The organism is [Chlorobium] sp. 445 (assembly GCA_002763895.1).
In the GTDB taxonomy this organism is placed as follows: domain Bacteria; phylum Bacteroidota; class Chlorobiia; order Chlorobiales; family Thermochlorobacteraceae; genus Thermochlorobacter.
Genome location: NSLH01000002.1, coordinates 60,670 through 79,523 on the forward strand (window position 1 = coordinate 60,670; position 18,854 = coordinate 79,523).

23 protein-coding genes and 1 pseudogene are annotated in these 18,854 nt (G+C 46.8%); 8 read left to right on the forward strand and 16 right to left on the reverse strand.

Translation table 11 applies throughout. The annotated features are described in order from the left end of the window. Positions 1 to 5: 5 nt before the first annotated feature. The gene (locus tag CMR00_01420) at positions 6 to 953 is read left to right on the forward strand and encodes an LD-carboxypeptidase (protein ID PIO49034.1); all 948 of its coding nucleotides are present in this window, start codon (positions 6 to 8) and stop codon (positions 951 to 953) included. 30 nt (positions 954 to 983) lie between these two features. Here the strand turns inward: CMR00_01420 and CMR00_01425 are convergent, their stop codons facing one another. The 8 genes from CMR00_01425 to CMR00_01460 form a co-directional block, all read right to left on the reverse strand. After that, positions 984 to 1,685, reverse strand: a complete 702-nt coding sequence (locus CMR00_01425; GenBank protein PIO49035.1) for a DNA-binding response regulator — start codon at positions 1,683 to 1,685, stop codon at positions 984 to 986. A gap of 307 nt (positions 1,686 to 1,992) precedes the next feature. Further along, the gene (locus CMR00_01430) at positions 1,993 to 2,736 is read right to left on the reverse strand and encodes a hypothetical protein (protein ID PIO49036.1); all 744 of its coding nucleotides are present in this window, start codon (positions 2,734 to 2,736) and stop codon (positions 1,993 to 1,995) included. Positions 2,737 to 2,746: 10 nt separating this feature from the next. Next, positions 2,747 to 3,748: a hypothetical protein gene (locus CMR00_01435; GenBank protein ID PIO49037.1), complete on the reverse strand. Its 1,002-nt coding sequence runs from the start codon at positions 3,746 to 3,748 to the stop codon at positions 2,747 to 2,749. Beyond that, positions 3,727 to 4,290, reverse strand: a complete 564-nt coding sequence (locus CMR00_01440; GenBank protein ID PIO49038.1) for a hypothetical protein — start codon at positions 4,288 to 4,290, stop codon at positions 3,727 to 3,729. Before CMR00_01440 ends, CMR00_01435 begins: the two co-directional genes overlap by 22 nt. After that, on the reverse strand, positions 4,226 to 4,987 hold the full coding sequence (locus CMR00_01445) for a hypothetical protein (protein PIO49039.1): 762 nt from the start codon (positions 4,985 to 4,987) through the stop codon (positions 4,226 to 4,228). Before CMR00_01445 ends, CMR00_01440 begins: the two co-directional genes overlap by 65 nt. A gap of 165 nt (positions 4,988 to 5,152) precedes the next feature. Next, positions 5,153 to 5,365 carry a hypothetical protein gene (locus tag CMR00_01450; protein PIO49040.1) on the reverse strand — a complete coding sequence of 71 codons (213 nt, stop codon included), beginning with the start codon at positions 5,363 to 5,365 and terminating at the stop codon, positions 5,153 to 5,155. Further along, positions 5,331 to 5,552, reverse strand: coding sequence for a hypothetical protein (locus CMR00_01455; GenBank protein PIO49041.1), 222 nt, complete (start codon positions 5,550 to 5,552; stop codon positions 5,331 to 5,333). Before CMR00_01455 ends, CMR00_01450 begins: the two co-directional genes overlap by 35 nt. 132 nt (positions 5,553 to 5,684) lie before the next feature. Continuing rightward, on the reverse strand, positions 5,685 to 5,843 hold the full coding sequence (locus tag CMR00_01460; protein PIO49042.1) for a CcmD family protein: 159 nt from the start codon (positions 5,841 to 5,843) through the stop codon (positions 5,685 to 5,687). Positions 5,844 to 5,945: 102 nt separating this feature from the next. Here CMR00_01460 and CMR00_01465 point away from each other — a divergent pair, with 102 nt between their 5' ends. The 6 genes and pseudogenes from CMR00_01465 (at position 5,946) to CMR00_01490 (ending at position 9,707) form a co-directional block, all read left to right on the forward strand. Then, positions 5,946 to 6,338 (forward strand): hypothetical protein, encoded by a 393-nt coding sequence (locus CMR00_01465; GenBank protein ID PIO49043.1) that lies wholly within the window; start codon positions 5,946 to 5,948, stop codon positions 6,336 to 6,338. A gap of 10 nt (positions 6,339 to 6,348) precedes the next feature. Next, positions 6,349 to 6,771 carry a hypothetical protein gene (locus CMR00_01470; GenBank protein PIO49044.1) on the forward strand — a complete coding sequence of 141 codons (423 nt, stop codon included), beginning with the start codon at positions 6,349 to 6,351 and terminating at the stop codon, positions 6,769 to 6,771. 17 nt (positions 6,772 to 6,788) lie between these two features. Further along, a pseudogene (locus CMR00_01475) lies at positions 6,789 to 8,020 on the forward strand (aminotransferase class I/II). 86 nt (positions 8,021 to 8,106) lie between these two features. Continuing rightward, entirely contained in the window at positions 8,107 to 8,928 is an 822-nt protein-coding gene (locus CMR00_01480; protein ID PIO49045.1) for a purine-nucleoside phosphorylase, read from the forward strand. Between the two features lie 55 nt (positions 8,929 to 8,983). Next, complete coding sequence (gene crcB / locus CMR00_01485; protein ID PIO49046.1) at positions 8,984 to 9,355, forward strand: fluoride efflux transporter CrcB; 372 nt, start codon at positions 8,984 to 8,986, stop codon at positions 9,353 to 9,355. A gap of 22 nt (positions 9,356 to 9,377) precedes the next feature. After that, positions 9,378 to 9,707: a hypothetical protein gene (locus CMR00_01490; GenBank protein PIO49047.1), complete on the forward strand. Its 330-nt coding sequence runs from the start codon at positions 9,378 to 9,380 to the stop codon at positions 9,705 to 9,707. Between the two features lie 85 nt (positions 9,708 to 9,792). On the opposite strand, the gene CMR00_01495 is transcribed toward CMR00_01490, so the two are convergent. The 8 genes from CMR00_01495 to CMR00_01530 all read right to left on the reverse strand — a co-directional run bounded on the left by CMR00_01495 (position 9,793) and on the right by CMR00_01530 (position 16,562). Then, a complete protein-coding gene (locus CMR00_01495) occupies positions 9,793 to 10,038 on the reverse strand; it encodes a hypothetical protein (protein ID PIO49048.1) in 246 nt (81 codons plus the stop codon). After that, positions 9,968 to 10,585, reverse strand: coding sequence for a hypothetical protein (locus tag CMR00_01500; GenBank protein PIO49049.1), 618 nt, complete (start codon positions 10,583 to 10,585; stop codon positions 9,968 to 9,970). The genes CMR00_01495 and CMR00_01500 overlap by 71 nt, the downstream gene beginning before the upstream one ends. Then, positions 10,494 to 11,264, reverse strand: coding sequence for a hypothetical protein (locus tag CMR00_01505; GenBank protein ID PIO49050.1), 771 nt, complete (start codon positions 11,262 to 11,264; stop codon positions 10,494 to 10,496). The genes CMR00_01500 and CMR00_01505 overlap by 92 nt, the downstream gene beginning before the upstream one ends. A gap of 189 nt (positions 11,265 to 11,453) precedes the next feature. Beyond that, positions 11,454 to 12,779, reverse strand: a complete 1,326-nt coding sequence (locus CMR00_01510; GenBank protein PIO49112.1) for an adenylosuccinate lyase — start codon at positions 12,777 to 12,779, stop codon at positions 11,454 to 11,456. Between the two features lie 44 nt (positions 12,780 to 12,823). Further along, positions 12,824 to 13,126 carry a transcriptional regulator gene (locus CMR00_01515; GenBank protein PIO49051.1) on the reverse strand — a complete coding sequence of 101 codons (303 nt, stop codon included), beginning with the start codon at positions 13,124 to 13,126 and terminating at the stop codon, positions 12,824 to 12,826. Between the two features lie 9 nt (positions 13,127 to 13,135). Beyond that, positions 13,136 to 14,176 (reverse strand): sodium-dependent bicarbonate transport family permease, encoded by a 1,041-nt coding sequence (locus CMR00_01520; protein PIO49052.1) that lies wholly within the window; start codon positions 14,174 to 14,176, stop codon positions 13,136 to 13,138. 21 nt (positions 14,177 to 14,197) lie between these two features. Continuing rightward, a complete protein-coding gene (locus CMR00_01525; protein PIO49053.1) occupies positions 14,198 to 14,884 on the reverse strand; it encodes a carbonate dehydratase in 687 nt (228 codons plus the stop codon). Positions 14,885 to 15,104: 220 nt separating this feature from the next. Further along, on the reverse strand, positions 15,105 to 16,562 hold the full coding sequence (locus CMR00_01530) for a B12-binding domain-containing radical SAM protein (GenBank protein PIO49113.1): 1,458 nt from the start codon (positions 16,560 to 16,562) through the stop codon (positions 15,105 to 15,107). A gap of 429 nt (positions 16,563 to 16,991) precedes the next feature. Between CMR00_01530 and CMR00_01535 the strand changes: the two genes are divergently transcribed. Further along, the gene (locus CMR00_01535; protein PIO49114.1) at positions 16,992 to 18,848 is read left to right on the forward strand and encodes a 2-oxoglutarate ferredoxin oxidoreductase subunit alpha; all 1,857 of its coding nucleotides are present in this window, start codon (positions 16,992 to 16,994) and stop codon (positions 18,846 to 18,848) included. Positions 18,849 to 18,854: the final 6 nt, after the last annotated feature.

The window sequence follows — 18,854 nt, forward strand, 5'->3', positions numbered from 1 at the left end:
TACGCTTGACCGTCCTAAAACCAAGGCGTCTCCGAAAGGGCGATGTTATCGGTATTGTTGCGCCTGCAAGCCCAGTATTTCCTGAGGACAAATTGGAGCGTGCTGCCGAATACATCGAGAGTTTGGGTTATCGCATCAAGTTTGGTAAGGCAGTGCGCAAGGTATATGGTTACTTAGCAGGTACGGATAAAGAACGCGCGCAAGACCTCAACGAAATGTTCGCTGACCGATATGTCTCAGCGATTTTTTGTTTGCGTGGTGGCTATGGCTCGCCGCGTATTCTCCCCCTGCTCGATTACGCCATGATAGCACGCAATCCCAAAATTTTCGTAGGCTTCTCTGACATCACTGCGCTCTGCAGCGCACTATTTGCAAAGTGCAAACTCATCACATTTTTAGGACCGATGCTTGTCTCCGATATGACACAGCCAGATGACTTTGCGCAAGAGCACTTCTGGCAAATGATAACATCGGCAAGCGTTGTCGGCGAACTGCCAAACCACGCTTCCCATCATGCTACAGCGCTGCAAGTCGGCGAAAAGACCGGACGCCTTAGCGCAGCAAATCTCTCGCTGCTGACAACCCTTATCGGCACACCCTATTTGCCAAGTCTGAAAAAGAGTATCTTGGTAATAGAAGACATCGGCGAAGAACCTTACCGCGTGGATAGGATGCTCTCGCAAGTTGCAAATTCGGGAGTAATGCAAGCATTGCACGGCTTTGTGGTAGGACAATTTACAGACTCTGAGCCAGAGGATGATAAACCTTCGCTTTCAATGAAGCAAGTGATTGCGGACTATGTCAAAAAGCTGCCGAAACTTGTGCCAGCATTTGCAAACTTTTCATTCGGTCATATCAAATCCAAGTTGACTTTACCATTTGGCGCGAGAGCAAAACTGAGTGTAACGCGCCGTCATTGCAAGTTAGAGATAACAGAGCGCGTTGTAACATAGTTGAGTGTATGCTCGAGCAACTTGCTTTGACTACGCTTTAATTCGGTAGCCAATCCCTTTGATGGTCTCCAAGTGTTCATGTCCGAAAGCCCCTAAACGCTGACGAATTTTGCAGATATGCACATCAACGGTGCGGTCTGTAACATAGACATTTTCGCCCCACACACGGCGCAAGAGCATCTCACGTGAAAAGACCTTGCCTTTGTTAGAAGCTAAAATCCAGAGTAATTCGAATTCTTTGCGTGGTAGGAAAATATCTTTGTGATTGAGGCGAACCGAGTAGAAAGCCTTGTTGATTTCAAGTTGATTGATTTTAATGTATGAGACATCATCGGTCGTGGGCGATTCGACATAACGTCCATAACGCCTGAGAATGTTGCGTAAGCGTGCTGAAAATACACGCAAACTGGCTGACTTGTGAATGAAATCATCAGCCCCAACTTCAAGGCAGACAACCTCGTTGGACTCACCTTCTTTGTTGGTAAAAATAATGATAGGTAGGTATCGCCATTCAGGCTGCATGCGAAGTTTGCGGCAAAGGTCAAGTCCAGATGATTGCCCACGCATGAGATCGACAACCACAGCATGGGGTTTGGCAGAAATTTTTGCCATTGCCTCAGCTGCATTTTGTGCCCAAATAACCTGGTATCCTTCCTTTTCTAAATGAGCACGTAAAGACGACACATAATTTAATTCGTCATCGGCGATGAGGATAGTTTTATGGTTTGACATATTGTTTTGGTTTGTGTTGTATAAGTTTGTTTCATTCGTTCAGATAATTAGAATGTTCTCTGCTTAAAACAACATAAAGAGCATAACTAAGAGAACCTCTAAAGAACTCGGGGCAATATGCAAGTCTAAACTTATTTGCGACGCAGCAACCACTGTGTTGGTTGCTCTACAAACTTTGAGCCTTGCTGACTGGAAGGCTCTTTCTACAGGGAGAGGAAACAAGTTCAGTCATACAAATATAACAAAAACGCAACACACTTGCAATCGATATGTTGAATGAACTTGATTTGCTGTGTTAGAGCTGTGTTTAGAAGCGAGCAGAAAGTGAGAGCATCAAGCCTTCTGTGCGTAAGGGAAGTGTAGTAAATGCGTGAGACGAAATTAAGATGTTAGAGCCAAGTTTGCTTTCTTGCCCTTCATTTACAAGTCTTACTGCGTTAATTGCACTAAGCAATCGGTTGATGCCCATAGCAGCAATGACATAATAACTTGACTGAAATGCAGTTTCGCTCGATACCCAAATCTCACGGTAGCGCTGGCGATGCAGATTGCTTTGCCATTGCCAATCATCGGCAACTTCATAAATAGCACCATATTGACGCCGACGCAAGCGTGACTCATTAAATGCAGCTCGGCTTTGCCAGTCAGCAATATCGCGCCAAAACTCGCTACTCTTGTTTCCATCAGCTACATTAGCATACAATCGCGCAAAAGTTTGATAATCTTCACGTTGGATATTGCCATAGACGGTGAGTGTCGTAACGCCAAGAATCAGAGCCGCGTCAGCCGCTAAGAAATACTGTCCACTCTCAAAACGCCCTGCATACAATTCTCCCAAGCCGGGCAGAATAAAAGAAAGCAACGCAGCAAGCGCTGGCGATTTTGTAGGCGGTGCGCTCTCAATATCTAAAGTAATCGGGCTTAAAGAGTCCTTGATGTGAAGCGTAGACGGTGCATTAGCAAAAATTTTAGGCGAAAGTAACTTCTGTGCGAGCAAAAGTTGAGGTGTTAGGCTAAAGATAATGGTCAGTAAAATCACTGCTAATTGCATATCTTATTGCTTATGAAGAAGTAATCAAAGATTCTTTTGCTTTTGACGGCTCGGTAGCGCCAGAGAATTCATTTGGCAAGGCTTTGTGCGAAACACTAAGCTGACGCTCTTGCCAACGACGATAAATCGAGAGACAGAAGCCGAAGAATACAATGTAAGTGCCAAGCCAAAGCACATTGATAAAGGGCTTAACACTGGCTTCCACGATCAGTGTTTCAGCAGGTAATGAAGAAGGTGAAAGACCCTGTACTTCAATCATCACTTTGCGGTTGTTGGCATCGATGTTGATGAGAGAGACTTTTATTGAGGAATTGCTTTGAAGCGAAGCTGGTTGAAGCTCGGGAGCAGTGCCGGCTTTAATCGTCAGCGTAGGCTCAAGGCGCTCAACCATATTGTCTTTGCTGACTTCCAAATACGCCCCAATCTTTATAGGCTGCGAGCCATCTGGACTTAGTGAATTCGGATCTTGATACATCTTAAAGCCAGTGAATTTCACACTGTAGCCTTGCAGGGTTTGCACTTCATCTTTAGCTAATACCAAACGTTCGCCAGAGGGACGGCGCATCAAATTGACAGGAGCGATATAAAAATCTTTGGTAAGATAGTGCAAGACCTCAGGGTTTTGCACGGTCATTCGGCGCGTTTCATACATCACAGGCATAGCAAGATATTCTTTTCCATCATCCTTGACTTGAATTTTGAAGCCATTTTTTGCACCATCGATTTTTTCCACACCTAAGTATGTCATCTCTTTGCCGAAGGCTTGAACAGGATGCCCGATAGGCAATTCCACGAATTTACTTTCATCATACTTGCCCGAACCAATAATACCAAGTAACATCAAAGCTAATCCCACATGGGTCAGTGAGCCACCTGCAAAGCGCAGGTTACTTTTTGCGACTTTCAGGAATACTTGTGCGTTTGCAAAGAGCGAAAATGAAGCAGTTAGGGAAAGGAGAATCATGCCCCAGTCTGTCATACCAAAAACGATCAGTATGGATGTAAATCCCATAGCCAATGCGACAGGTACCGCAAGATTTTTGACAAGATTGTCGCGATCGATTTTTTCCACCAAATCAGTTGACCAATTGCTGAAAGCAAGCCAATCATGATAGCAAGGGGAAGTGTGGTTTTGTTGTAAAACTCTGGCTCAATTTTAGTAAGCGGTCGTCCTAAAATTTGATCAATGAGAGGTGTAGATGTGCCTGCAAGCACTACGAAACCGATGAGCATGAGCACAAGGGAGCCGCTGAAGAGGAAAAATTCGCGTGAGTAGAGAGAATCGGCGTATTGAGCAGATTGAATACTTCGGAAGCGCCAGAAAAGCAACAGAAGTCCACCGCCGAAGAAGACGACACAAAATGCGACAAGTTGGTTGTAAAGTCCAAGGTCGGTGAAGGAATGCACGGATGTATCGCCCAGTACGCCGCTGCGTGTAAGAAAAGCGCTATAGAGGATGGCTGAGTAAGCAAGAATGGCAAGAAAGAGGTTAAAGCGTTTGAGAGAGCCGCGTTTTCTTTGCACGAGGGTGGTATGCAGCAGGGCCACAATCATCAGCCAGGGTACAAGCGAGGAATTTTCTACAGGGTCCCAGCCCCAATAGCCCCCCCAACCGAGAACTTTTATATGCCCAGTAGCCGCCCATCATAATGCCTGTGCCGAGTGTCATGGCGCTGAAGAGAATCCACGGCAAGGCTGGACGTACCCAGTCATCATATTTATTTTTCCACAGTGCAGCAATGGCAAAACTAAACGGCACAATCAGTGAAGAAAAGCCCAAGAAAAGTGTTGGAGGGTGAATCACCATCCAAGGATTTTGCAGCAGGGCGTTGAGTCCATCACCTTCTTGAGGAGGCTCACCGAGCACTAATGCAAACGGATCACTGCCAATGACCCCAATACCGGGCACTTGAATACCCATGATCATGGAAAGCAAGAACACTTGCGAGAGCGTTAGAACTGTCATCACAGGAGCTTCATAGTCTTTTGCAGTGCGAATTACAAAGAGCCCCAAGAGCGCACCGTAGAACATCCATAGCATAAAACTGCCCTCTTGACCGGCATAAAAAAGTCGAGATGAGGTAAAAAAGCTCGAGTGTGGTGTCGCTGTAGCTCTTGACATAGTTGTACTGGAATTGATGCGTGAGAATAAGGTAGAGCAGATGCAAGCCATTGATGACGATAGCAATAAACATGGCAAGGAACGCATAGCGTCCCATTGAGAGCCACTCGCGCTGAAGTGACCAATCATGCTCAGACTGTGCAGCTTTGAAATAGGCTACTACAGCAACAAGTGCAGCAACAAAGCCAATGATGGTAATAAATTTTCCAGTGAGAAACTCCATGAACAGGGCGTCGGTAGGCATACTACTTTGAAGCGGTTAGTGTAATTAGAAAAAAAAGAAAGCCAAGAGACTTAAATCTTCTTGGCTTTATCGGCTTCTTCGGATTGATACTTTGATGGACACTTGACGAGAATATCTTTGGCGTGCAGCGTACCGTCTTCATACTTGCCCTGCACCACAATACTTGTGGCTTGCTCGAAATTGTTTGGCTTACCGTTGGGGTAAATTACACGTGTCTCTTTGCCCGATTCATCTTTCATATAAAAATGTGAAAACATTCGCATTGGTTTCAGTGGGTTTCTCTTTCACCCAGTAGCCTTTGATATAGCAGACTTTTTTCGTCTTTGAGGCTTCATCAAGGTCGGCATAGCCGATGGTGCTGTTGCCCCATTCTTGTGCTGTAAAAGCTAGCCAAGCAAGCACGGCTACCAAGATTGCACCGCCAGCCAGCATTTTTGGATTCTTGAGCATGTTTAGAGATAATTTATCTTTTAGTGATTTGATGTGCTGTGATTTGCTATTCTATTTTCTGCGTGCAGTGGCTTTTCTTAGCCTTTTCAATTTACGCTATTTCTGACTCTGTTTTAAACGCTAAAGCGTGCCTTAGCGTTTTTGCTGAGTGTCATCTTGCTCAGAGAATTGCTGCTCCAACGCGGTGAGTTTTTTTTCAAGACGCAAGAGATAGATGAATAATCCTGTGAAGATGACCAGGACAATGACTAGAACTACATAGATTGAATTTTGCGTGAAGAACTCTTCCATTTTTGGAGCTTTTTCATTTTGCGCTTTTTCGTTTTGCGCTTAGCGTTGCGCTCAGCTTTCAAAATAGCAAAAGGCGCATAAACGTTTTTAGGCGATGCCCTTGTGAAAAGTGCAGTTATGATTACTTTCGAGGAAATACGCGAACCGCAAAAAAAGCATTGCGCTATGAGACTTACGCCGATTGACATCAAGAAACAGACATTTAACAAATCTTTGCGTGGTTACGAACCAGAAGAAGTGGAAGCTTTCTTAGGTACTGTGTCAAAGCAGTGGGAAGAGCTCTTAGCGGAGCAAGATGCGCTCAAACGTCGACTCTATGAGCTTGAAGGGCAGGTGCAAAAGTTCAAGGAAGTCGAAAGCATGTTGCACCAGACACTGGCGCAAGCACAGCAATCGACGGCAAGTGTGGTAGAGAATGCCAGGCGTGAAGCGGAACTAATTCGACAAGAAGCACAGATGAAAGCAGCGCAGATTTTGGAGCGCGCGAAAAAGTGATGCAATAGCATTGAACGATGATATCGAGCGCCTCAATGCACAAAAACATGAGATTATTAGCAAACTGCGCCTCTTGCTTTCCTCTCAACTCGAGCTACTGAATTCCTTTAGTGCAAATGAAGATAGCTACATTGTAAATCAAATTGCGGCGCGCAAGCAACTGCGCGTCCAAACTCAGCACGGCTTAGCGGCAAGCGAAGGCACAACTGCAGCACCGAAGCTCAATGACGCTGCCGACCAGAGCACAACTTCAACCATGGCGCCGGCAACTACTCAACCTGCGCCATCAGCATCGCCTGCTGCGCTCAATGCTGATGGTGCAACGCCGTCTGTAGAGAAAACTACACGCTATGAAGTGCCTGTTGAGACTTACAAAAGTTCTCTCAGTACGCGCAAAGCCAACATTGATGAAATTCTCAATAGCTTAGAGTAACCAAATTACCCTGCACCATGTCAGCACGCTATCAGCCTGCAAAGCGCACGCAGAATTACAAGTATGCAATTCGTAATATTGTTGCAGAAGCAAAAAAAATCGAAGCGCAAGGACGCAAAGTCATCTACCTCAACATCGGCGACCCTGCACTCTATGGCTTTCAACCGCCTGAGCCCTTGCAAGAAGCTATCACCAAAGCTGTGCGTGAGGGTTACAATGGCTATTCACCATCTGTTGGTATCACTGAAGCGCGCGCTGCAGTCGCTGAAGAAGCGTACCGACGCGGCATCAAAACCACGCCTGATGATGTCATTTTCACTTACGGTGCATCAGAGGCAGCGGATTTAGTCTTCACGGCATTGTTAGAGCCGGGCGATGAAGTACTCGTACCTGCGCCGGGCTATCCACTCTACACAGCAATTGCAGCAAAACTAGGTGCAGTGGAAGTCAAGTATCACCAAAACCCTGAACGCAACTGGCAACCCGACGCAGATGAACTGCGTGAGAAAATTACAGCGCGCACGAAACTGCTGGTGATTATCAACCCAAATAATCCAACTGGCGCACTGTATTTACCTGAAACACTCAAAGCTATGCTCAATGTTGCACGCGAGCATGGGCTGATTGTAATTGCTGATGAAGTCTATCACAAACTGATTTTTGAAGGTGCTCATGTGCCAATGGGCAGTCTGGCTGGTGATGATTTGCCTGTAATTACGATGGAATCGCTGTCCAAAAACTACCTTGCACCGGGCTGGCGCTTGGGATGGATGACCGTAACAAATGCACATCTGATTGCTGACCTGATGGCAGCGATTCGCAAACTAGCTGACGCTCGGCTCAGTGCCCCAATGCCAGCGCAGCATGTCATCAAAACGGCAGTGTCGTTAGCGACGTCTTATCTTGACGACACAATGCAGCGATTGCGTGAGCAGCGCGATATCACTTTTGAGATGCTAAACCAAATCAGTGCAATAAAATGCAATAAACCCGAGGCGCCTTCTACGCTATGGCACAGATAAACCTTGAAAACGGCGAGCTGGGTACAGATGAAGAGTTTGTCTTAGGGCTACTGCGTGAAAAAGGCGTACTCTTTGTGCATGGTTCAGGGTTTGGTACGGATCCAAAAGATGGATTTTTTAGAATCGTCTTTTTGCCTGATGCCGAAACACTGCGCGAAGTCTATTCACGCGTGGCGGATTTTGCGGTGCAATTTCGTGAAGCAAAACTTGCCGCCAGCATAAAATAACAGGCAGTGCAACATGCAGTTTCTTTGTCTGCAAACATTGTTGAGCATCAACTCATCTTTAAGACGCTCATAAAAAACTGGTAAAAATGACTGACCTGCGCAAAAAAATCACCGAAGCACACGACTTTATTCGAACCAAGACCACCGACACTTATCCTGTGGGTATTGTGCTTGGCACAGGACTTGGCGGACTTGCTAAAGAAATTGAAACGCAACTTGTCTTAGAATATGAACACATTCCGCACTTTCCACTTTCGACAGTAGAATCGCACAGCGGACGGCTAATTTTCGGAACGCTCAGTGGCAAAAAGGTGGTCGCTATGCAGGGGCGTTTTCATTACTACGAAGGCTACTCCATGCAAGAAATTACCTTTCCAATTCGTGTGATGAAAACCTTAGGTGTCAAAACGCTGTGCATCTCAAATGCTTGCGGTGGGCTAAATCCGCTCTATCGCAAAGGTGATATTATGATTATTGACGACCACATTAACCTTATTGGCGACAATCCGCTGATTGGAAAAAATGATGACGAACTCGGTCCGCGTTTCCCCGACATGAGTGAGCCGTACTCGAAGCGTTTGATTCAGTTAGCAGAAGAAGCGGCACTTGAGCTAAAAATCAAGGTGCAGCGTGGTGTCTATGTGGCACTCTCGGGTCCAAGTTTGGAGACGCGTGCAGAATACCGAATGCTGCGTCTGCTTCAAGCTGATGTGGTGGGCATGTCCACTGTGCCTGAAGTGATTGTTGCAAATCATCAAGGCACAGAAGTGTTAGGCATCTCAATTATCACGGATGAATGTTTTCCTGAAAGCCTCAAGCCTGTTGATGTAAAAGAAATCATCGCTGCAGCAAACGAAGCCGAGCCGAAGATGACCGCTATCTTCAAACGTGTAATTGAAAAGCTATAAGCCCGCGCTTACAGAGTTTGCTCAAAGAACCACAACCACACCTAAAGCCTAAGAAATGAAAACTGTGTTGATAATTGGCGTGGGCAGTTTTATCGGCGGCACACTTCGCTATCTTGTTGCACAGCAAGTGCAAAAGAATTTTCTGTCGACTTTCCCGTTTGGTACGCTAAGCGTCAATATCGTAGGGTGCTTTTTGATTGGGCTCGTCTTTGCGCTAAGCGATAGAGGTAATCTGTCTCAAGAGTGGCGACTCTTCTTGGCAACGGGCATCTGCGGTGGTTTTACAACTTTCTCGGCATTTTCAAATGAAACCATTGCTTTGCTGCGCGATGGTCAATTTCTCTATGCAGGGCTGTATGTAACCAGCAGCGTTACACTTGGACTGGTAGCGACATTTTTGGGATACATGATTTTGAAAGGGCTATGATTGAAAAAATCCTGATGCAAAATTGCTGCGCATCTTCGTGGGTGAATCTGATAAACATGGCGCCATTCCACTCTACGAATCCATTATCTTTGAGGCAAAAAAATACGGGCTCGCTGGTGCCACCGCCATGCGCGCTGTGATGGGCTTCGGTGCAAATTCCATTATTCACACCGCAAAACTGCTCGAGATTTCTTCTGACTTGCCAGTTGTTATCGAAATTGTCGATGTCGAAGAAAAAGTGCGCAAGTTCGTCGAGCATGTAGAAGAACTCTTCGAGCAAGCAAAAGCGGGCGGGTTAATCACGATTGAGAAAGCCGAAGTGATTCGCTACAAACCCGGTCAGAGAGCCTAACTGGCGCTACATGCTCGACTTTTGGGAAACCCTTACTTGGCGCTTTGCCTCATGTTGCTGCGCTCTACTATTGCCTGAACATGGTTTAGTCTTCTCTACCTACAACGCTGGTCAGCACCTCAGCGGGGCGCTGACGGGTTTGAAACTCCGTGATGTTGATGACACGCAGAATGGCAATAGCGACAAAGAGCAGAATCATCTCGATGGAAAATGCGGTGGCGTAGCCCACATAGTGGCTGCTCGATAGCCAAAGTGAGACATCACGAATGGCGCCGCCTGTGGTATTCGCCACGAAATTTGCTAAGGCTTGTGCAGCGCCCCATGTGCCCATGAAGACGCCCGCATTTTTCTTTCGTGGTCATATCCATCATAATCGTCAGCGTGCCGACGGTGAGCGCACCATTGCCAACACCCAAGAGAAAGACACCTGCCTTAAACATAGCCATATCAGCCAGCGGTGAGAGGCATATTACGAAGAAACCAACGGCAGAAGTGATGCAACCTAAGTAAGTGGTGCGCTTCTTACCGATACGATTAACGAAGAAAAGCCCCAGCGTGAGGATACCAAGCATAGTGCCCATGCCCCAGAGTTGTGTCAGTTTGGCAGTCTCGGAGACGCTCATGCCGAAAATTTCCGCACCGAATGGCTCTAAGATCACATCTTGACCTTGAATGGCGACCACAGTAATGAACATGAAGAGGAAAAATTCATATACGGTCTTATTGGCAAGCAGCGTCTTGATTGCCACTCTGAAGCTCGTATCGCTTTTCTTATTTAGGACGATTTCATGAGCTTTGGCGAAGCGTTTTTTCTGTGCCCAGCATTGCCAGCCAAGTAAAGAGAATCGCAAATGCACTACCAATCCAGAAAAGATCAATCAAGCGCTCATCAGAAAAATCTTTGAGATAAGCACTGACCAGACCCGAAACTAAAATCACGCCGAAGATGAGTACAAACCAGCCTACGGTTACGGCTTTAGCTTTATGTTTTTCACCGGCGCTATCGGCAAGGAGTGCATAGAACATGGTACCAGTGATATTGATGCCTAAGCCATAGAGTGTGAAGGCGATGACAATCAGCCCGATGCCCATGGCATAGTTGCCCTTGACGAGCATCAACCCGTAGACGGAGAGCAAGACACCGAAGACCAAGATAAGGTTGCCCACAATGACGTGCGGTGTGCGCCGATAGCCAAAGAACAGATGTGTATCGGAGTAGTAGCCAATGAACGGACGAATCCCAGCCAGCAGATTATGCAAGCCAATCAGTACGCCCACAATCCATGCATCGATTTGATATTCGACAATCATCACGCGGTTGAGCGTGCTGTTGAGCAAGACGAAGACAATAGCTGTGGAAAATTGCAAGAGACAGATTTGCAAGACGCGTGGCAGCGGAATTTCACGCGAGAGCGTCTCGAGCGCAAAGCCTTGCGAAGGTTCTGCATTGTTAAGGTTGCCCGCCGATGCACTAACGGCAAAGTTTGCAGCTGGGCGAACCTCGACTGCTCTTGTGTCTAATAAACTTGGCTTGGACTGCATTTGAGACATACTCATATTCCCCTTTCTTCAATTGCAAGAAAACTTTCTCGACCTGCCGCAATTTATTTTTCACTTTGTTTTCGCTGCGATGAGCTGGTCGTTTTTTTAGAAGAAGGATGGACGAGACGGTCGTTTTGCGCTTTAACCGTTGAGAATTTTATGTGTTAGAGCAATAAGCCCTGTGAAGCGAAAGCACAGGGTGAGTTATGTTTTTTTCTTATGCTTGTCTAAGCCAGCTCGCCTGAAAATGTAGTCGATGTTTTTCTTTATTTTCTTCATCAATGCATCGTGCGAGAAAAGTTGATGAATGTCTTGTTCAGAGAGCTGTGCGCGAATGTCAGCATCATTCAAGATAAGCTCTTTGAGTTGGATTTTTTCTTTCCAGCTTCGCATGGCATTGCGCTGCACGAGCGCATAAGCCTCTTCACGCGTTAAGCCTTTTGTGGTCAGCGCAAGCATGACGGATTGTGACGCAATAAGCCCAAAGGAATGCTCAAAATTTTTCAGCATGCGGTCTGGATAGACAATGAGTTTCTCGATGGCGTAAGAAAATTCTCGCACGATGTAGCACAGTGCAATGGTAGAATCGGGCATGATAATGCGCTCGACAGAACTATGCGAGATGTCGCGCTCATGCCAAAGTGCTACATTTTCTAGGCTAGCCATGGCATTAGCGCGAATGACACGGGCTAATCCAGTCAGACGCTCGAAAGTAATCGGGTTACGTTTATGCGGCATCGCAGAGCTGCCTTTTTGTCCTTCACTGAAAAATTCTTCAGCTTCTAAGACTTCGGTGCGCTGCAAGTGCCGGCATTCAATCGAGAATTTTTCAATCGAGGCGGCAATGACCGCAAGCGTACAAAGGTACTCAGCATGCCGATCGCGCTGGATGACTTGCGTTGCAATAGGTTCAGGTCTTAAGCCTAATTTTTTGCAAACATATTCCTCAACTTTCGGAGAAAGGTGCTCAAATGTGCCGACTGCACCGCTGACTTTACCGACACTGACGATTTCAATGGCTCGCTTTAACCGCTGCCGATTGCGCTGCATCTCTTCGTGCCAGAGTGCAAGTTTCAAGCCAAAAGTAATTGGTTCGGCATGTACGCCATGTGTACGTCCGATTTGCAAGGTGTACTTGAATTCTTTGGCACGGCGGGCAAGCACACGCATTAAGTGCTCAATATCGGCTAAGATGATTTTGCCAGCATCGCGCAGTTGCATCGAAAGAGCAGTGTCCAAGACATCACTTGAGGTCATGCCTTGATGAATGTGGCGCGAGGCTGTGCCGACATGTTCAGCAACGTTGGTCAAAAACGCAATTACATCGTGCTTGGTCGTCTTTTCAATCTCGAGCACACGTGCCACATCGAACTTTGCTTTGCGTTTAATTTCTTCATAGTCTGCTTCAGGCACCTCGCCGAGTTTGACACGTGCCTCAACAGCGGCAAGTTCAATTTCAAGCCAGCGCTGCATTTTGGCTTCTTCAGTCCAGAGAGCAGCGATATCTTGCGGTGAATAACGCGGTATCACAAGCGCTTGAGTGTTTTTATGAACGACACAAAAATACAGCAAACTTAAATAAACTTTTCGCCGCGTAAGACTTGCACATCGGAGAGATACGCAATGATACTGTATTTGTCGAAGTAATCGCGTGCAAGTCTATCTAAAATTTTTTCAGCAAGTTCTGCGCTGATGAGCAGCTCCAATCGAATGTTTTCGCCTTCCCATGGACTGATACGACCACCGCTGTCGCCTTCGCCGTAGGCTTTCTCGAGCGTGTAGCCTCTTGCGCCGAGCGTTTTGACATCTTCAATAAGCCGTCGTTGCAAGGCTTCATCGGCGATAATGGTAAGCAGTTTGAGTGATACCGTTTTCATGAGCCCTCCTTATATGCCGTATAAAAGTTTTGCAAAGTAATGATAAAGCGGCAATCCGATGATGATATTGAACGGAAAGGTAATCGCAAGCGACGCCGTGAGGTAATAGGTCGGCGAGGCTTGCGGCAGCGCGACACGGCACGCCGCAGGTGCCGCAATGTAGGAAGCACTTGCCGAGAGCACGCCCAGAATCGTTGCGCCGCCGAGCGAAAGCCCCGCGAGCTTACCAAGATAAATGCCTAACACGGCATGCAGAATTGGCATCACAATGCCAAAGCCGACAAGAAAGCCACCGACTTTCTTTAAGTCGCCCAGACGCCTGCCTGTTACTAAGCCTGCCTCGAGTAGAAAGAGCGCGAGAATACCACGAAACGGCAAATCAAAAAATGGTGCCACTTGCTCCCAGCCGCGCTTGCCTGCAATAAATCCGACCAATAAGAAGCCTAACATCAGCAGGTTGCTTTTGCTTGCAATCAGTTCTTGCATCACTTTTCCGAGCGAGGCTTCACCGTTTGATTGGGAAGATTTTCCTGCGGCAATGCGCGCCGTGAGAATTGCTATGATGATGGCAGGAAATTCCATAATCGTCAGCAAGCCGGGCATAAAGCCTTCATAGACGCCACCCGTAAGTTTCAAGGCTTCTTCGCTCATCTGTGGATTTTGCTCAAGCAGAGCTACCTTGAGATTATCGTGAAAGGCAAGCGCTTCACCAAAGGTTACTGCCGAAACCGAGCCGTAGTGCGCTGCAATCGCTGCCGAGTTTGCAATATCAAACTTGCCCAGACGCAAGAGAATTTGATACGACCAAATCGGAATGATAATCCCCAACACCAACGCCGCAAGTGCGGGATAAATGAATTCAGAAAACGGCGTTATCGACAACTTGTAGCCACCTTTCAAGCCGATAGCAACAAGCAGGTAAATCGTGAGCGAAGTGTAGAGTTCTTCAGGAAATTTTAGGTCGCTTTTCATGGCTGTGGCTACAATACCAAGCACGAACGCCAAGACCATTGGCGAAAGAAGCGACACAACCAAGGCTTGTATTTCCATTTTCGTTGATTGAGTTCTGCGTTAGGGTTTGAGTGTTTCGGGAAGAAATTCCACAACGCCGGTTGCAAGATGATAGATTGCACCGACGATTTTGATTTCTCCTTTTCGAACGGCATCGGCAAGAATCGGCTCTAAATTGCGCAGTTGCTCGACCTGCATTCGTACATTTTCACGTACAGTGGCATTGACGAACTCCTCTTGCTTGACTTTCCCAGCTTTTACTTGTGCTTCAACGCGCAAGGCTGCAGGCTTGATGGCGTTGACCAATGCGATGATGTGCCCCGGCACGGCGTTTTGATAATTGCACGACGCTCCAACGGCACCGCACTCCGTATGCCCAAGCACGACAACGAGGTTCGCGCCTAGCACGGCTTGAGCAAATTCAATACTGCCAAACGAGGCGGCAGCAGACACTTGCCCAGCTGTGCGCACGATGAAGAGGTCGCCCAAGCCTTCATCGAAGATGATTTCATTTGGCACACGGCTATCAGCACAGCCGACGATAATGGCATAAGGTTTTTGTCCTTTTGCAACTTCACGAATGCGCTCAGGACTTTGGCGTGGGTGAATGGTCTTGCCTTCCACGAAGCGCTTGTTACCTGCTTTCAGTCGCTCTATGGCTTGGTCGGGAGTGATAGGATTGCGTGTTTGCGCCGAAAGTGGCAGCGCAAGAAGAATAAGCGATAGAATAAAAAGTATCTTTTTCATATTCTACTTAATTTTATTATTAAAAAAAGTTTAACAAAAGTTTGCTGCAATGATATAAAACTTTGGTTTAGAAAACAAAATCTTTTTTTTAAGCGCATTTGGGGCTTAAGTGTGAGAGGTTTGGCTCAAAAATAGGATTGCAAAAGCAAAAAGGGCGCACAGGGCGCCCGAACTATTCTAGATGCAGTTATGCTGTTACAGAAGTTGCACGCAATGAGCGTTAAGCACTCATGGTCAGTTCCGTTTGTGCCTCAGATTTTTCTTTGGCGGCTTTTTCAAGCAGATGTTGAATTGGGGCTTTCTTGCCGCTAAGCACGCTTTGAAGCTGATCTTTAAGATTGCGCTTGAAGATGAGGCTAGTTACCAAGTTAATCATTTTGTTTGGATTGAGGAGCACACGCTTGATGATGGTGGACCATTTGTAGAAGCCCAAGAAGTGGCGCATGTATTGAATTTGATATTCGAGCGGGTCGTATTTGTCGCAGCGAATGACAAGGTTGTGAGCCGTGTATTTGTCCCAGTCCTCATCGACAATCAGACCTTTGGCTTTGTATTCTTTATACATCGTGGTGCCAGGATAGGGCGTGAGAATGGAATAAATAGGCATCATGAGGAGATTATCATCAACGAATTTTTCGACGGCAGTCATATCTTCGTAGGTATCAATGGCTGGATTAGTGAGGAAGTTACCTTGAATGTTTAAGCCCATCTGGCGGCACTGCTTAATGATTTGGGCATATTTTGCTACGTTGTTCATCTTCCACTTATCATATTGGTCAACGGTTTCTTGATTGACCGATTCAAACCCGACGAGCGCCATAGCGCAGCCAGCATCAACCAACTTTTTGACGGCTTCTTTGTCTTCCAGAAAATTTATACTGATGAAAGAGCTAAACTTGATGTCGCACTCTTTGAGCACGTCCATAATCTGAAACATTTTGGCTTTGTTTACGCCAAGGTTTTCATCGGTGAACATAAACCACGGTTTCTTGCCATAGCGTGAGGGTTTGAACCAGACGCGCTTTGCGGTTTCAATTTGCTCTTTGATGGTCTCGACAGATTGAACGCGATAGAGCCGTCCGGTGAAGTTTGGTGTTACACAAAATGTGCAAGTGTAGGGGCAGCCGCGTGTCATGTAAATTGGAATCGATTTGCGTGCATCGACTTTATCACGTTTGCTGGCTTTGAAGATACGCTCATAATCAATCATGGGTACTTCTTTGACAGGCGGGAAATCTGTGGCATTGTAGCGCGGTTGCAAATTACCCATTGCCACATCTTGCAGGACATAAGCCCAGAGGTTTTCGGCTTCGCCGCACACAACAGAATCACAGTGCTGAATGGCTTCGTCGTAGTTGAACGAGACATGGACGCCGCCCATAATCACTTTCTTCCCGCGTCGACGAAATTCATCGGCGATGTCATAGGCGCGCGTGACATTCATCGTGCGTGCTGTAATCCCAACAAGGTCGTAGTCGCCATTGAAGTTGATTTCATCACCAAAAAGCTCATCGACGAGTTCAATTTCATGTTGCGGTGGTGTGATGCTGACAAGCACTCCAATTGCCATAGAAAAAAGTGCTTTCTGGCTTGTGTCTTCTTCTTTTTTGCCCTTCGGCGTGATAAAGAGAATTTTTAGCGGTCGGATGCTCTCAGGCGGCAAGAGATCGTTGCGCATGCCAGCACTGGGTAAGACAGGCAAGACATCATCATGATGAGCGGCACTGTTGTGTGCAACGGCGTAGGCGTTACTGCGGTAAGACGAATTGCGGCCCGTCATAGCTTTCTCCTAATGTTCAGATTGACAAGTTTTTTCTAAGATACTTTTCGCCTCAAGAGATTCCAAATTCTAACTATCGATTCTATCTTTTCTTAGCAATAGAGCATGCGGAAGAGACTTTCGTGCATCATGAAAAGTGCAAGTAGAGCGCAAGTTGTCACTACAAAGTGGCAGGGCTTGTGTGCGGCGGCATTGTAGGATTGATATTTTTTGTCTATGTTTGCAGCACATTGAAAATGAACTGTTGCGCTGCACGGCTGTTCTTTGCATACCCTACATTTGCCGGCTGCGCTTTTTATGACCGAAAAAGAAAAAGGAGTAAAGACTATGAGTGAGGTTAAATCCGTGCGCCTTGAAACCAAAGAGGATGTCACGATTTTATTCGCTGGAGATTCTGGCGATGGCATGCAACTTACAGGCACGCAGTTCAGCGAAACTGCAGCAATTTTAGGCAACGACCTCAACACCTTCCCAAACTATCCTGCTGAAATCCGCGCTCCTGCTGGCACTCTGCCAGGCGTGTCAGGCTTTCAAGTTCAGTTTGGTAGCAAAGAAATCTTCACGCCGGGCGACCAAATTGATGTGCTTGTGGCAATGAATGCTGCGGCACTTAAAGCCAATATCAAGAATCTCAAAAAAGGAAAGTTCATCATTGCTAATGCTGATGGCTTCGATGCAAAGAACTTGGAATTAGCAGGCTACAAGACAAATCCACTGGAAGACGGCTCACTCAACGATTACCATGTCTATAAAATTGAGATTTCGCGCCTGACACAAGCGGCACTTGAGGGCTCGGGGCTAAGCACCAAAGACATTGACCGATGCAAAAATATGTTTGTCTTAGGGCTGCTCTACTGGCTCTATTGTCGACCAATTGCTCCAACGATTAAAAATATTCAAGAAAAGTTTAAGAAAAAGCCAGAGATTGCCGAAGCCAACGTACGCGCAATCAAAGCCGGGTATAACTACGGAGAAATGACTGAGCAATTTACCACGCGCTTTGAGGTCAAGAAAGCGAAGTTACCTGCAGGCACATATCGCCATATCATGGGCAATCAAGCTACAGCGTTCGGACTGATTGCAGCCTCAAAGAAATCTGGGTTGCCGCTTTTCTTGGGCTCGTATCCTATTACACCAGCCTCCGACATTCTGCATGAATTAGCCAAATACAAAAACTTTGGGGTGCGCACGTTCCAAGCGGAAGATGAAATCGCGGCGATTTGTGCAGCAATTGGCGCAAGTTACGGCGGGCATTTGGCAGTAACGACCACGTCTGGTCCGGGCATGGATCTTAAAGCGGAAGCTATGGGCTTAGCCATGATGCTGGAATTGCCGCTTGTGATTGTCGATGTACAACGTGGCGGACCCTCAACAGGGCTGCCAACAAAGACGGAACAATCTGACCTCTTGATGGCAATGTTTGGTCGACATGGTGAAGCGCCACTGCCAATTATTGCAGCGCAATCGCCATCAGATTGCTTCGATGCGGCTTTTGAAGCCTGCAAACTGGCGATTCAATTCATGACTCCGGTCATCTGCTTGACCGATGGCTACATTGCAAATGGCTCTGAGCCTTGGCGCTTCCCACAGACAGTAGATTTACCCGATATTCCTGTTCAATTTGTGCCAGCACGTGAAAAAGACGACGCGCCATATTTGCCCTACAAGCGCAATGAACACCTCTCTCGCTCGTGGGCAATTCCCGGAACGAAGGGACTGGAACATCGTGTCGGTGGCTTAGAGAAGCAAAATGAAACGGGCTACATCTCTTACGATGGTGAAAATCACGAATTGATGGTAAGATTGCGCGCTCAAAAAGTCGAGCGTATTGCTGATGTCATTCCCCTGCAAACCATTGACAATGGCGAGTCGAGCGGCAAATTGCTGGTGCTCAGTTGGGGCTCAACATTTGGGGCGGTCAAGACCGCCGTGCGCGATTTGCGCAAAGAAGGCTACCAAGTCTCGCACGCACACCTGCGTTATCTGAATCCCTTCCCGAAAAACTTAGGTGAGATCATCTACGGCTTTGAGAAAATTCTCATTCCTGAACTCAATTCAGGGCAGCTGGTTCGCCTCATTCGCGACAAGTTTCTTGTGCCTGCAGTGGGATTCAGCAAGGTACAAGGATTGCCATTTTCAGTGGCGGAACTCAAGAGTCGAATTTTAGAAATGCTTAACCAATAAGGAGAG